Below are 12,883 nucleotides of genomic sequence, written 5' to 3'. Positions count from 1 at the left end.
GCGCTACCAGCCCGGCAAGCAGATGCAAAAAGCCCCGCCAAAGGGCGGGGCTTGCAAGGACACGACATGGGCGCGGGAGCGGCGTCGGCAAGTGCTCACCCTTGCCTCGCCACCTTCTGATCCGACCGGGTTAGGCGAACAGCAGGGTGCTCACCCCGAGGCCCACGAACAGGATGGCGCAGGCGATGCGGATCCCCTTGAGCGGCAGGCGATCGGCCCCCAGCTTGCCAAGCAGCACCACCGGCACGTTGGCCAGCATCATGCCGAGGGTGGTGCCGGTGATGACCTGGGTCAGCGAGTCATACTTGGCCGCCAGCAGCACGGTGGCGATCTGGGTCTTGTCACCGATCTCGGCGATGAAGAACAGCACGAAGGTGGCCATGAAGGGGCCGTATTTGTCGAGCGGGCTCTCCTCGTCGTCCATCTTGTCCGGCACCAGGATCCAGGCGGCCATGGCGATGAAGGCACCGGCCACCAGATAGGTCATCACCTTGGGATCGAGCCAGCGGCTGATGAACTCGCCAAGCCAGGCGGCGCCGGCGTGGTTGAGCAGGGTGGCTGCCAGCATGCCGGCGATGATGGGCCAGGGCTTGCGAAAACGACAGATGAGCAACAGCGCCAGCAGCTGGGTCTTGTCGCCGATTTCGGCGATGGCCACGCTGAGGGTTGAGGTTAACAAGGCTTCCATAAAAATGACCGGGGGACGGAATTGTTATACCTGAGACAAGCCTGCGCCATCCGTCCCCGGTATTGGCACTGGCCCGTCAAAGGTCTTGTCAAATCCGCGGCTGGCGTGGATCACCCTGACCATGGTGAGTTGGCACCAAGCATGTTGATCAGGGTCGCGAACCGGTTTGGGGCCGGCTGGCGAGACTACTCCCCCTCGATGGGAGCGGGCATTCTAGGGAAAAAGCGAAAGTGACGCAAGCCGGGCAGCGCGGGGATCAGCCGCCCACCAGCTTGACGCTGAAACCGGCCTTCTCGAGCTCGGCCTTGATCAGATCCCGTTTGTCCCCCTGGATCTCGATCACCCCCTCTTTCAGGCCGCCGCCGGTGCCGCACTTTTTCTTGAGCAGGGTGGCGAGGCTCTTTTGCTGTTCGGCCGGGACGCCGTGGATGGTGATGACCCCGGCGCCCTTGCGCCCCTTGGTTTCGCGGCGGATGCGCACCACCCCGTCGGTGGGGAAGGGGGAGGCGGATTGCGGCTGGCTCTGTTCTTTGATGATGCCGCCGTCCGTGCTGTAAACCAGGCGGCTGTTGTTGTCATGACTCATGGCAGTTATTTGTGGGTTAGCTAAGCGGAGTTTGATTTTACTCAAATAAGCGTTGAAAACACGGATTATAATGCCCCAAGTAAAAGAGAATTATTATTGTTTAACTTCAGGAGTCAGTCATGGTACTCGCGCAGTTGTCACCGGGACAGAGTGCTCGCATCAAGAACATGAATCAATTGACCCGTCCCCTGCGGCGCAAGCTGATGGTGATGGGCTTGTTGCCCCAGACTGAAGTCATCTATTTGCGCGCGGCCCCGCTCGGGGATCCGCTGCAGATCCAGTGTCAGGGGATCTGCCTCTCCATGCAAAAAAGTCTGGCCCAGCAAATCGAGGTCGAGCCGGTATGAACTACTCCCTGGTAACCGTCGGCAACCCCAATAGCGGCAAGACTTCCCTGTTCAACGCCCTGACCGGGGCCCGCCAGCAGGTGGGCAACTGGAGCGGCGTCACGGTCGACAAGAAGATGGGCGAGTTCTCCGCCCAGGGGCACGACTACAAGCTGATGGACCTGCCCGGCATCTATAGCCTGGCCAATCAGGAGGGGAGCCTGGACGAGCAGATCGCCAGCCGCTTCGTGGAGGGCCAGCAGCCGGATCTGCTGCTCAACGTCATCGATGCCGCCAACCTGGAGCGCTCCCTCTACCTCACGCTGCAACTGCGCGAGCTGGGGCTGCCCATGGTGGTGGTGCTCAACAAGATGGACATCCTGCAAAAGCGGCGCATCACCATCGACGAGAGCAAGCTCGCCAACACCCTCGGCTGCCCGGTGGTGGCCCTCTCAGCCCACAATCGCCAGCAGGTTGCCGCCTTCAAGAACCAGATCCAGCAGTTCATCGGCCAGCCGCAGCCGGCGTTGTTGCTGGACTACGGCCATGAGCTTGAAAAAGATCTGGCGGAGCTCGAGACCCTGCTCGCCCCGCACCACCTCACCACCCGTGGCCGCGCTTTGCGCCTGTTGGAAGAGGATGCGGTGATGCAGGAGACCCTGCTGCCCGGCCAGCAGGCCGCCGCCGCCAACGTGGTGGCCCGCGCTCACCACGGGCAGGACGTCGACCTGCAACTGGCGGACATTCGCTACGGCCACATCCACCAGTGGGCCGCCCAGGCGTGCCAGCAGAAGGGCAAGCTCACCGCGGCCCAGAGCGAGCGGCTCGATCGGGTGCTGCTCAATCGCTGGTTCGGCATCCCCTTCTTCCTGCTGGTGATGTACCTGATGTTCATGTTCGCCATCAAGGTGGGCAGCGCCTTCATCGACTTCTTCGACATCATGGGCGGCGCCCTGTTTGTCGACGGGGTGCACCACCTGCTGGGGCTGATCCATGCACCGGACTGGCTGGGAGCCATCCTGGCGGACGGCTTCGGGGTGGGTTTGCAGACCGTCGCCACCTTCATCCCGGTGATCGGCTGCCTCTATTTGTTCCTGGCGGTGCTGGAGAGCTCCGGCTACCTGGCCCGCGCCGCCTTCGTGGTGGATGCCCTGATGCGCCGCCTCGGCCTGCCGGGCAAGGCGTTCGTCCCCATGCTGATGGGCTTTGGCTGCACCGTGCCCTCGGTGATGGCGACCCGCACCCTCAACTCCGAGCGTGAGCGGCTGATGACCTCGGCCATGGCTCCCTTCATGTCGTGCGGTGCCCGCCTGCCGGTCTACGCCCTGTTCGCGGTGGCCTTCTTCCCCGAGTCGGGCCAGAACCTGGTGTTCGGTCTCTACCTCATCGGCATCCTGGTGGCGGTGCTCACCGGCCTGTTGCTGCGCAGCACCCTGCTGCCGGGCAAGAGCGACTCCATGCTGATGGAGATGCCGGACTACGAGTGGCCGCGCCCGGTCAACGTCGGCATCAAGACCTGGCAGAAGCTCAAATCCTTCGTCTTTGGCGCCGGTAAGACCATCGTGCTGGTGGTCGCCGTGCTGAGCGTGCTCAACTCCTTGGGCACCGACGGCAGCTTCGGTCATCAGGATCAGGAGAGCTCGGTGCTGAGCAAAATCAGCCAGGCGGTGACCCCGGTGCTGCACCCCATCGGTGTGCGCGACGACAACTGGCAGGCCACGGTCGGCATCGTCACCGGCATCTTCGCCAAAGAGGCGGTGGTCGGTACCCTGAACAGCCTCTACGCCGGCAGCGGTGACGGGGAAGAGGAGGCGAGCGAGTTCTCTCTGGTGAACAGCTTCCAGGAGGCGATCGCCGCGGTCGCCACCAATCTGGCCGACATCGACCCGACCGACCCCATGGGGCTGGCGGTGGGCAACCTGGATGACCAGAAAGCTGCCGCCGAGGCGCAGGAGGTGGACGTCTCCACCTACGGCAACATGCAGAGCCACTTCGACGGCGCGGCCGGTGCCTTCGCCTACCTCTTGTTCGTGCTGCTCTACATGCCCTGCGCCGCCGCCATGGGTGCCCTGGTGCGGGAGACCGGTCGCCAGTGGGCCCTGCTGACTGCCGCCTGGTGCAACTACATGGCCTTTATGTGCGCCACCGTCTTCTATCAGCTGGCCACCTTTGCCGCGCACCCCGAGCAGAGCCTGTTCTGGGTGGCGAGCTACGGCGGCTCCCTGCTGCTGCTCTGGTGGGCCGGCCGTCGCCACGGCGACATCGTCGCCCGCAAGGTGGTGACCCTGTGATCCTGCGCGAGCTGGGGGAGTACCTCGCCGCGCAGCAGAAGGTGAGCCGGCGCGAGCTGGCCCGCCACTTCCACACTTCGGAAGATGCGGTGGAGGCCATGCTCGGCGTCTGGATGCGCAAGGGACGGGTCGCCAAGCGGGAGACCCAGGTGTGCGGCGGATCCTGCTGCGGCAAGAGCCAGGAGGTGATGTTCGAGTGGTGCGAGCCGGGCCAGATTGGTCTGGTGCAGAAGGGCTGAGCCAGCGCGCTTGCTCGCGCCCGATGCCCCGCATTCAGATATATAAAAAGACCCGCCGCTGGCGGGTCTTTTTATTGGCGCGTGTTCGCTGTGTTGGCTGTGTTCACGTTGGGGGGGGGGCAGATCAGCGCCCCAGCCAGCGCTGGCCCACCTCGGCGTGGCGATACCAGGCCATCAGCGCCTGCTGGCCGGCGATGTCGTCCACCGCCGGTGACCAGGGGGCGAAGTCCTCTTCCCGAAAGGGGGCGTAGGGGCCGTGTTTCACCTCGAAGATGACGGCGCCGGGATCCAGAGAGAGCACCGCATGCCAGCTGGCGACCGGGGTCTCCAGCACCGAGGTCTCTTCCCCCAGCACGGCTCGGGCAATGACGGTGCCCTCGTCATCGAAGTTGAGCACCACGAAGCGCCCTTGCAGCGAGGTGAGCAGCTCCCAGGTCTGCAGGTGGCGATGGGGGCGGATATAGGTGCCCGGCTCCATGGCGATGGCCAGGCGCTGGATGGGGTCGGCCAGCTCCTGATGCAGGTTGTGGTTCATGCGTAGGCGCGGGGAGTGGGCGGCCTCGTCGGCGAGGCTGGCAAGGCGGGCAACATCCAGTTTTTTCATATGCGATTCCATGGTGAGACGAAGGCAGGGCCGAGCGCAGAGTAGCATGCCCGGCAACCTGTCAGGCAAGGGGCGAGCGGTAAGCAAATGTAAAAAGGGAGCCTCTATGACTCCCTCTGCTATGACTGTTCGGCATCACAATCTGGCCAGCATCTCCTTGGTGACCAGCACTATGCCCTGCTCGGAGCGGTAGAAGCGGCGGGCATCCTCGCAGGCGTTTTCCCCCACCACCAGCCCTTCCGGCAGCTTGCAGCCCTTGTCGATCACCACTCGGCGCAGCCGGCAGCCCGGGCCTATCTCGACCCCGGGGAAGATCACCGCCTGATCCAGGGTGCAGAAGGAGTCGACCCGCACATTGGTAAACAGCACCGAGCTCACGATGAAGGAGCCGCTGACGATGGTGCCGCCGGCAAACATGGAGTTGATGGTCATGCCGTGCTGGCCGTTTCTGTCCTGCACGAACTTGGCGGGCGGGGTCATGTTCTGGCTGGTCCAGATGGGCCAGTCCTGATCGTAGATGTCGAGCTCCGGGGTGACGGAGGCGAGATCCATGTTGGCTTCCCAGAACGAATCCACCGTGCCCACGTCGCGCCAGTAGGGGCGCTTTTGCGGGCAGCAGCCGACACAGGACATGCTGAACGGGTGGGCGTAGGCGGTGCCCTCTTGCACCACCCGCGGGATCACGTCCATGCCGAAATCGTGGTGGGAGGCCGGATTGGCGAGATCCTCTTCCAGCAACTGGTAGAGGTAGTCGGCCTCGAAGATGTAGACCCCCATGGAGGCCAGCGCGGTGTCGGGCTTGCCCGGCATGGCAGGCGGGTTGGCGGGCTTCTCGACGAAGGCATTGATCTTGCGATCCCCATCCACCGCCATCACCCCGAAGGCGCTCGCCTCATCCCGCGGCACCTCGATGCAGGCTACCGTCACCCTGGCCCCCATGTTGACGTGATCGAGCAGCATGGCGGCGTAATCCATCTTGTAGATGTGATCCCCTGCCAGCACCACCACATACTTGGGGCCGTGATCGCGAATGATGTCCAGATTCTGGTAGACCGCATCGGCGGTGCCGCGATACCAGTTGACCTCGTCCACCCGTTGCTGGGCGGGCAGCAGGTCGATGAACTCGTTCATCTGGTAGCGCAGAAAGGACCAGCCGGACTGCAGGTGGCGCAGCAGGCTGTGGGATTTGTATTGGGTCACCACCCCGACCCGGCGAATGCCGGAGTTGATGCAGTTGGAGAGTACGAAGTCGATGATGCGGAACTTGCCGCCGAAATGCACTGCCGGTTTCGCCCTGTTGTCCGTCAACTGTTTGAGGCGACTGCCCCGCCCTCCTGCGAGAACCAAGGCCATGGTCTCGTTCAGCAACTGTCTGGACTGTGCTGTATTGGCAGGTTGTAACAACATTGAATACCCCTTTATTGATAGAACCCCTTGATACTGCCTCCTTTGAAGCCAGTATGAAAGTGCTTTCACTCACACTTCTCACACGGTTTTTTGGTGAAGTGATGGTTTTGTCATTTGTGGTGACAAAATCTGTCGCAGATGGCGCGATAGTTCACCAGATGTCACGGCGGCGCTGGGCTGGCGGGGAGGGCGGTGGCCTTGAAGGGCGGTCAGATGTGGGCGTTTCTTGTGCAAACACCCGCCGAAGCGGGGGTTTGCAGGTGCTGTCAGGGGGCGGGCGAGGTCAGAACAGATCGTCTTTTTCGTCCTTGGTGGGCTCGAGGCTCCAGCCGGTGGCATCGCTGCTGCTCGCGATCTGGCCCTTTTCCTTCCACAGCTTGATCTTGAGGCGCAGGTTGTTGGCCGAGTCGGCGTTCTTCACCGCCTCCTCCTCGTCGATCACCCCCTCGACCACCAGATCGAACAGGGCGCTGTCGAAGGTGACCATGCCGAGGGCCTTGGATTTTTCCATCACCTCCTTGAGGCCGCCAAATTCGCCGCGTTTGATCATGTCGCGAATGGTGTGGGTGCCCAGCATGATCTCCACCGCCGCCCGGCGGCCACCGTCGCTGGTTTTGACCAGCCGCTGGGAGACGAACGCCTTGAGGTTGTTGCCAAGGTCGTTGAGCAGCTGGGGTCGGCGCTCTTCCGGGAAGAAGTTGATGATGCGGTCCAGCGCCTGGTTGGCGTTGTTGGCGTGCAGGGTGGAGATGGCCAGGTGGCCGGTCTCGGAGAAGGCCAGCGCGTGCTCCATGGTCTCGCGGTCGCGAATTTCACCGATGAGGATCACGTCCGGCGCCTGGCGCAGGGTGTTCTTGAGGGCGGCGTGGAAGCTGCGGGTGTCCACCCCCACCTCGCGCTGGTTGATGATGCTCTTGCGGTGACGGTGCACGAACTCCACCGGATCCTCGATGGTGATGATGTGGCCGCCGCTGTTGCGGTTGCGATGGTCGATGAGGGCTGCGAGCGAAGTGGACTTGCCCGAGCCGGTACCGCCGACGAACAGCACCAGGCCGCGCTTCTCCATGATGGTGTCGAGCAGCACGGGGGGCAGTTTCAGATCCTCGAAGCGGGGGATCTCGGTCTTGATGTTGCGCGCCACCAGCGACACTTCGTTGCGCTGCTTGAAGATGTTGATCCGAAAGCGGCCGATCTGGGGCAGCGAGATGGCGAGGTTCATCTCCAGCTCCCGTTCGAACTGCTGCTTTTGCTCGCCGTCCATGATGGCGTCGGCTATTCTGGCCACCTCGCCGGGTTCGAGCGGCGTCTCACTGAGCGGACGCAGGCCACCGTTGAACTTGGCGCAAGGGGGGGCGCCGGTCGACAGATAGAGGTCGGAGCCATCCTGCTTGGCCAGGATCTGTAGCATGTCTCGCAATTCCATTGGTTTTGCCTCGTCTATCAAGCAGATGCAATTACATCGAATGTCATTGAGTGTACAGCGTCAGGCGCCGGTGAGTTTCTCGCGAAAGACAAAAAACACCGCGCCCAGGATGCACAGGCCGGCCCACAGGTAATCCCATTTCAGATCCTCTTTCAGATAGAAGATGGAGAAGGGGACGAACACGGTGAGGGTGATCACCTCCTGCAGGATCTTGAGCTGGCCGACGGAGAGCACGGTGTGGCCGATGCGGTTGGCAGGCACCTGCAGCAGATATTCGAACAGTGCAATGCCCCAGCTCACCAGGGCGGCGATGATCCAGGGTTTGTGATTCATGCTCTTGAGGTGGGCATACCAGGCGAAGGTCATGAAGACGTTGCTGCACAGCAGCAGGCCGATGCTGGTAAAGATAGGGTTCATTAGGTTCTCCTTTAAAATCAATCGCATTTTATCTCCGAACCACGGGTTTTCATAAGTGGGGCGGCAGGGTATTTTTAATCCATCAAGGATGAAGTCACAGAGGGTTGTACGGGATGGGCAAGACAAGCTGGGGTGTGCTTGGTCTGCTGTTTGCCTGCCTGGTGCATGGGGCGCCGACCCTGACGGTGGCCACCGATGTCTGGCCGCCGTTTCGGATCGTGCAGCCGGACGGCCGCTTCGGCGGACTGGACATGGACATCTTGCAGCAGTTGCAGCGCCGCAGCGGCATCCGCTTCGAGGTGAAACGGGTGCCCTGGGGGCGGGCGCTCAAGCAGATGCAGACCGGCCAGGTGGACCTGATGATCGGGCTGGCGATGACGGCAGAGCGGGCGGCCTTCATCGATTATCTGCAGCCGGCCTACTATCAGTGCCGGCCGGCCTTCTACGGCAAGGCGGCGGCGGTATCGACCCTGCGCACCTACGCCGACCTGCAGGGCAAGAAGGTGGGCTATGTGCTCAATTCGGCCTATTTTGCCCCCTTTGATGCCGATAACCGGCTCGACAAGCACGGGGTGCCCACCGAGGATCAGCTGCTGCGCATGGTGCAGCGCGGCCACCTGCCGCTGATGATCGGCACCGACTGCCAGGTGGACTACGCCCTGAGCCAGGACAACGAGGCCAGCCTGCTCAAGGCGGCCTATCAGCCGCCGCAACCTGTGGTGCTCTATCTGGGCATGAGCAAGCACTCCCCCCATCAGGCGCTGCAGCAACCGCTGGCACTGGCCCTGCAGGAGCTGGTGGCAAGCGGCGAAATTGCCGCCCTCGCCAAGCCTTACCAGCCTTGACCTCGGGTAGTAACACGCTGTTATCATGCGTTTTTCATGACTCGCGCCAGTTGCTTAACAGGCTCTGGCGCTGGCTCGTTCTCACCTTCGGAGAGCCTCTGTGTATCTCTCTTTGCTCGCCCGCCAGCAGCGCTGGCAGCGGCGCTGGTTGCTCGGCCTGCTGCTGCTGACCCTGGCGCTGTTTCTCTGCTCTCTCGCCTGGGGAGAATTCGTCTTGCTGCCCTGGCAGCCGCTGGGGGATCTCGAGCAGCGCATCCTGCTGGAGCTGCGCCTGCCGCGCGCCCTGCTGGCCCTGCTGGCGGGGGCGGCGCTCGCCTGCGGCGGCGCCGTGCTGCAGGTGATGCTGCACAACCCGGTGGCCGAACCCGGCCTGCTCGGCGTCTCGAGCGGGGCGGGATTGGCCGCCATGGTGGCGATGGCGGTGGCCAAGGCCCTTGGTGTCTATCTGCCGGGCTGGGGGTTGTCGCTGGCGGCCTTCGGCGGCGCCCTGCTGGTGACCATGCTGCTCATTCGGTTGGCGCGCCGGGCCCGGCTTGGCCATGCCCGGCTGCTGCTGTTCGGGGTCGCCATCGGCATCCTCACCAATGCCGCCATGACCTGGTTGATGTACTTTGCCAATGATGCCTCCCTGCGTGAATTCATGTTCTGGATGATGGGCAGCCTGGCCTACGGCAGCCAGCAACTGGCCTGGTGGTGGCTGCTGTTCCCGCTCGCCCTCGGCTGGCTCGGCTGGCAGGGCAAGGCGCTGCAGCAACTGCTGCTGGGAGAGACCCAGGCCCGCCTGATGGGGCTCGATGTGGACAAGATGCGGGTGCGGCTGGTGCTGGCGGTGTGCCTGCTCACCGGGATGGCGGTGGCGCTGTGCGGGGTCATCGGCTTCGTCGGGCTGGTGGTGCCCCATCTGCTGCGGCTGTGTGGCGGCAGCGATCAGCGCTTCCTGCTGCCCGCCTCGGCGCTGGGGGGCGGCGCCCTGCTGCTGGCGGCCGATCTCATCGCCCGCTCCGCCTTGCGGGCGGGGGAGCTGCCCATCGGGGTCATCACCGCCTCGGTCGGCGCCCCGCTCTTTATCTATCTGTTGTTGAGGCAAGATGCCCATGCCAGCACCTGATCACCTCGGGGGTCAGCCTCCCTTGCTGGCGGCCCGCGCCCTGGCCGTCGCCAACCGGCTCGCCCCCCTCGACCTTGCCTGGCAGGGGGGCCAGCTGGTGGCCCTGCTCGGCCCCAACGGCAGCGGCAAGTCGACCCTGCTCGGCGCCCTGGCCGGCCTCTTGCCGGGGCAAGGGGAGGTACGCATCGGCGGGGCGTCGCTGGCGGACTTGAGCTGGCCGGCGCTGGCACAGCGGCGCGCCATGCTGCCCCAGCGCCAGCCCCAGCTGTTCCATATTCCGGTGTTCCAGGTGCTGAGCCTGGGGCTCGATGAGGCTCAACCTGCGAGCAGACAGAACGAGGCTATTCAGGCGCTGTGCCTGACGCTGGAGCTGGAAGCCTTGCTGGCGCGGGACTTCAGCCGCCTATCTGGCGGGGAGCAGCAGCGGGTGCTGATCGCCCGCACCCTGTTGCAGGTGTGGCCGAGCCTCAACCCGGGCGGGCGAGTATTGCTGCTGGACGAACCGCTGGCGGGGCTGGATCTGCACCATCAGCTGGCGCTGCTGCGGCTGCTCAAGCAACTGGCCGGGCAGGGGTTGCTGGTGGTGCTCGCCATCCACGACATCAACCTGGCCATCGACTGGGCCGATCGCCTGCTCTGTCTGCAACAGGGGCGGGTGGTGCGGGAGGGGGGCGTCGAGCTGGTGGACGAGGCGTTGCTGGCGCAGGTGTTTCAGATAAAGACCGATCGCATCGAGGCGGGCGGCCGGGTCTGGTTTATGCCGAGCCTGTGAGAGACAAGCAAGGCCTTGGCGTCAGCCGAGGGCCTTTTTGAAGAAGACGACCCGCTCCGTTTCGGCAAAGCCGAGCCGCTGGTGCAGCTGCTGGGAGGCAAGATTGTCGATGGCGGCATCGGAGGCCAGCTCACGACAGCCGAGCTCGCGGCCCCACTGGGCCACCCGGGCAATCAAGGCCTGAGCCAACCCGCGCCGGCGCGAAGCCGGCTGCACATAGACCCCTTCCAGATAGACCACCGGGCTGCTCTCGCAGCCGTTCACGTAATCGCGGCGCAGGGCGGCATCGGCAAAGGCCACCGCCTGGTTCTGCGCATCCAGCACCAGAAAGGCGTTGAGATGGGCTGCGGCCAGCAGCTCGGCCCCTTCCTGCAGATGGGCCGCCATTTCGTGGTGCGGCCACAACTGCTGGCGCAGGGTTGCCCACTGCGCCAGCCGCGTCTCGTCGAGGGGCACTATCCGCCAGTCGGCGTTCGTCATCCGCACTCAGCCCTGCTGCTTGGCAAGGCGCACCTGGGCGGCCTCGGCCAGCATGGCCAGCAGGGTTTCGGTGTCGCTCCAGGAGAGGCAGGCATCGGTGATGCTCTGGCCGAAGGTGACGGCGCAGCCGTTCTCCACATCCTGCCGCCCTTCCACCAGGAAGCTCTCGGCCATGATGCCGGCGATGCCGGTGCGGCCGCGGCGCAGCTGATCGCAGATGTCCTGCGCCACCAGCAGCTGGCGACGGTGATCCTTCATGCTGTTGCCGTGGCTGAAATCCACCACCAGCCGCTCGGGCAGGCCGACGTCGGCCAGCGCTTCGCAGGCTTCATCGATGCTGGCGGTGTCGTAGTTGGGGCGGTGGCCGCCGCGCAGGATCACGTGGCCATAGGGGTTGCCGGCGGTGCGGTAGATGGTCATCTTGCCGTCCTTGTCCGGGGAATAGAAGATGTGGCTGTGACGGGCGGCCCGCACCGCGTCGATGGCGATGCGGGTGTTGCCGTCGGTGCCGTTCTTGAAGCCGACCGGGCAGGAGAGGGCGGAGGCCATTTCGCGGTGCACCTGGGATTCGGTGGTGCGTGCGCCGATGGCACCCCAGGTGATGAGGTCGCTGATGTACTGGCCGGTCACCATGTCGAGGAACTCGGTGGCGGTGGGCATGCCGAGGGCGTTGATGTCCACCAGTAGCTTGCGGGCCAGTTTCAGCCCTTCGTTGACGTCGAAGCTGCCATCGAGGCGCGGATCATTGATGAGGCCTTTCCAGCCGACGATGGTGCGGGGCTTCTCGAAGTAGGTGCGCATCACGATGCACAGGCTCTCTTTGTACTGCTCGCGCAGGGCATTGAGGCGCAGGGCATACTCGTGGGCGGCGGCCGGATCGTGAATGGAGCAGGGACCGACGATGACCAGCAGGCGCTGATCCTCACCGGCCAGGATCGCTTCCACTTCGCGGCGGGCATCCAGCAGATTCTGGGCAACGGTGTCGCTTAACGGGAAGGCGTGCGCCAGTTCGCTGGGAGTGATCAGGGACTCCAGGCGACGGGTGCGCAATTCATCGGTGTGAATGGACATACGACTCGATTCTCGAAATGGGTGGCGTGGGCAGTAGCAATGACTGAGTGCCGAAGAGGCAAAGGGATAAAATAAAGCAAAAAACCCCTGATGGAAACCTCGAGGGGCTCTGATAGGATGTGAGCCCCAAAACGATTCCAAATGAGGTAGATAGCGTGGCAAAGCCAGGGGCAACCGGGGTCACCCGCATCATCAATGCAACCGGTTACAGCATGAAGGGGCTCAAGTCAGCCTGGATCAACGAGGCGGCCTTCCGGCAGGAGCTGATGCTGATCCTGCTGTTGATGCCGCTGGCGTTCTGGATCGGCGATACCCTCGAGCAAATCCTGCTGCTGGTCTGCATCAGCTGGCTGGTGGTGATCGTCGAGGTGCTCAACTCCGCGGTCGAGGCGGTGGTGGATCGCATCGGCTCCGAACATCACGAGCTCTCCGGTCGCGCCAAGGATCTGGGCTCCGCCGCCGTCTTTATCGCGCTGGCCCTGAACGCCCTGGTGTGGGGCGCGTTGGTAGGCCGCAACCTGCTGGGTTGGTGGTAAGTCAGGCCGCATTTTCTCTCGCGTCATTGCTCTTTCCTTTGGGAGATGACTGGGTGAGGGAGGTCTCTTCTCCCCTCATCCCAACCCCTT

General features: G+C 63.8%; 15 protein-coding genes. 7 read left to right on the top strand and 8 right to left on the bottom strand.

Features of this window, described 5'->3' with window-relative positions; all coding sequences use genetic code 11:
• Positions 1-130: 130 nt before the first annotated feature.
• Together ACPW75_RS11535 and ACPW75_RS11530 are read right to left on the bottom strand one after the other, a co-directional pair.
• A complete protein-coding gene (locus ACPW75_RS11535; RefSeq protein WP_010633534.1) occupies positions 131-688 on the bottom strand; it encodes a TMEM165/GDT1 family protein in 558 nt (185 codons plus the stop codon).
• Positions 689-944: 256 nt separating this feature from the next.
• Complete coding sequence (locus ACPW75_RS11530; RefSeq protein WP_043123987.1) at positions 945-1,274, bottom strand: translation initiation factor; 330 nt, start codon at positions 1,272-1,274, stop codon at positions 945-947.
• 119 nt (positions 1,275-1,393) lie between these two features.
• Here ACPW75_RS11530 and ACPW75_RS11525 point away from each other — a divergent pair, with 119 nt between their 5' ends.
• From ACPW75_RS11525 to ACPW75_RS11515, 3 genes are read left to right on the top strand one after another with little or no spacing between them, the layout of a single operon-like run.
• A complete protein-coding gene (locus ACPW75_RS11525) occupies positions 1,394-1,621 on the top strand; it encodes a FeoA family protein (protein ID WP_005302641.1) in 228 nt (75 codons plus the stop codon).
• Positions 1,618-3,891 carry a Fe(2+) transporter permease subunit FeoB gene (gene feoB, locus ACPW75_RS11520; protein ID WP_118880899.1) on the top strand — a complete coding sequence of 758 codons (2,274 nt, stop codon included), beginning with the start codon at positions 1,618-1,620 and terminating at the stop codon, positions 3,889-3,891. The genes ACPW75_RS11525 and feoB overlap by 4 nt, the downstream gene beginning before the upstream one ends.
• The gene (locus ACPW75_RS11515) at positions 3,888-4,130 is read left to right on the top strand and encodes a FeoC-like transcriptional regulator (protein WP_011706553.1); all 243 of its coding nucleotides are present in this window, start codon (positions 3,888-3,890) and stop codon (positions 4,128-4,130) included. The genes feoB and ACPW75_RS11515 overlap by 4 nt, the downstream gene beginning before the upstream one ends.
• 124 nt (positions 4,131-4,254) lie before the next feature.
• Here the strand turns inward: ACPW75_RS11515 and ACPW75_RS11510 are convergent, their stop codons facing one another.
• The 4 genes from ACPW75_RS11510 to ACPW75_RS11495 all read right to left on the bottom strand — a co-directional run bounded on the left by ACPW75_RS11510 (position 4,255) and on the right by ACPW75_RS11495 (position 7,981).
• The gene (locus tag ACPW75_RS11510) at positions 4,255-4,734 is read right to left on the bottom strand and encodes a WbuC family cupin fold metalloprotein (protein ID WP_264098732.1); all 480 of its coding nucleotides are present in this window, start codon (positions 4,732-4,734) and stop codon (positions 4,255-4,257) included.
• Positions 4,735-4,869: 135 nt separating this feature from the next.
• The gene (gene glgC, locus ACPW75_RS11505; RefSeq protein ID WP_011706551.1) at positions 4,870-6,141 is read right to left on the bottom strand and encodes a glucose-1-phosphate adenylyltransferase; all 1,272 of its coding nucleotides are present in this window, start codon (positions 6,139-6,141) and stop codon (positions 4,870-4,872) included.
• A gap of 283 nt (positions 6,142-6,424) precedes the next feature.
• Positions 6,425-7,564 carry a type IVa pilus ATPase TapW gene (gene tapW / locus ACPW75_RS11500; protein ID WP_011706550.1) on the bottom strand — a complete coding sequence of 380 codons (1,140 nt, stop codon included), beginning with the start codon at positions 7,562-7,564 and terminating at the stop codon, positions 6,425-6,427.
• A 60-nt stretch (positions 7,565-7,624) separates the two neighbouring features.
• The gene (locus tag ACPW75_RS11495) at positions 7,625-7,981 is read right to left on the bottom strand and encodes a DMT family protein (RefSeq protein WP_005302630.1); all 357 of its coding nucleotides are present in this window, start codon (positions 7,979-7,981) and stop codon (positions 7,625-7,627) included.
• 113 nt (positions 7,982-8,094) lie between these two features.
• Here ACPW75_RS11495 and ACPW75_RS11490 point away from each other — a divergent pair, with 113 nt between their 5' ends.
• The 3 genes from ACPW75_RS11490 to ACPW75_RS11480 all read left to right on the top strand — a co-directional run bounded on the left by ACPW75_RS11490 (position 8,095) and on the right by ACPW75_RS11480 (position 10,706).
• Entirely contained in the window at positions 8,095-8,826 is a 732-nt protein-coding gene (locus ACPW75_RS11490) for a substrate-binding periplasmic protein (RefSeq protein WP_118880901.1), read from the top strand.
• Between the two features lie 100 nt (positions 8,827-8,926).
• Positions 8,927-9,934 carry a vitamin B12 ABC transporter permease BtuC gene (gene btuC / locus ACPW75_RS11485; RefSeq protein ID WP_118880902.1) on the top strand — a complete coding sequence of 336 codons (1,008 nt, stop codon included), beginning with the start codon at positions 8,927-8,929 and terminating at the stop codon, positions 9,932-9,934.
• Positions 9,921-10,706 carry an ATP-binding cassette domain-containing protein gene (locus ACPW75_RS11480; protein WP_162901877.1) on the top strand — a complete coding sequence of 262 codons (786 nt, stop codon included), beginning with the start codon at positions 9,921-9,923 and terminating at the stop codon, positions 10,704-10,706. The genes btuC and ACPW75_RS11480 overlap by 14 nt, the downstream gene beginning before the upstream one ends.
• Before the next feature lie 21 nt (positions 10,707-10,727).
• Here ACPW75_RS11480 and aac(6') read toward each other — a convergent pair whose 3' ends face one another.
• Positions 10,728-11,186, bottom strand: coding sequence for an aminoglycoside 6'-N-acetyltransferase (aac(6'), locus tag ACPW75_RS11475; protein WP_118880903.1), 459 nt, complete (start codon positions 11,184-11,186; stop codon positions 10,728-10,730).
• A 6-nt stretch (positions 11,187-11,192) separates the two neighbouring features.
• Positions 11,193-12,257, bottom strand: coding sequence for a 3-deoxy-7-phosphoheptulonate synthase (locus ACPW75_RS11470; RefSeq protein WP_011706545.1), 1,065 nt, complete (start codon positions 12,255-12,257; stop codon positions 11,193-11,195).
• A 155-nt stretch (positions 12,258-12,412) separates the two neighbouring features.
• Here ACPW75_RS11470 and ACPW75_RS11465 point away from each other — a divergent pair, with 155 nt between their 5' ends.
• The gene (locus ACPW75_RS11465; RefSeq protein ID WP_011706544.1) at positions 12,413-12,793 is read left to right on the top strand and encodes a diacylglycerol kinase; all 381 of its coding nucleotides are present in this window, start codon (positions 12,413-12,415) and stop codon (positions 12,791-12,793) included.
• The last annotated feature ends 90 nt before the right edge of the window (positions 12,794-12,883 follow it).

This window comes from Aeromonas sp. FL131, assembly GCF_049860615.1.
Taxonomy (GTDB): Bacteria; Pseudomonadota; Gammaproteobacteria; order Enterobacterales; family Aeromonadaceae; genus Aeromonas; species Aeromonas hydrophila.
This window is presented reverse-complemented; position numbering and strand designations above follow the sequence as displayed.